General features: G+C 67.1%; 1 protein-coding gene. It reads right to left on the bottom strand.

The features are described 5' to 3' along the window. The coding region (locus QMX79_RS20905; protein WP_282248484.1) for a transposase at nt 1–255 on the bottom strand (255 nt) is incomplete at both ends.

Below are 255 nucleotides of genomic sequence, written 5' to 3'. Positions count from 1 at the left end.
AGATCGACAGCCGCTGCTCGCTGATCGCCGGGCGCGTGATGTAGCGGCACAGCTTTTCGAGCTTGTGGCTTTCGTGTGCTTCCGCGGCCACGCCGGCATGCAGCGAGAAGCCGCCGACCTTGCCGGCGTCGCCCTCCAGCGAGCCTGCGTCACCGGGCAATGTTTGCAGCGTGACGACCTTGCGGCCAGCGTCGCGACCGGTGGCGATGCGGTAGGTCATCGAACTCATCCGCAGCCCATCCATGCCGTCGTCGC

This window comes from Stenotrophomonas sp. PS02300 (assembly GCF_029959395.1).
GTDB classification, from domain to species: domain Bacteria; phylum Pseudomonadota; class Gammaproteobacteria; order Xanthomonadales; family Xanthomonadaceae; genus Stenotrophomonas; species Stenotrophomonas maltophilia_AD.
Note: the sequence above shows the minus strand (reverse complement) of the source record. Positions and strands in the feature narration are given on the sequence as shown.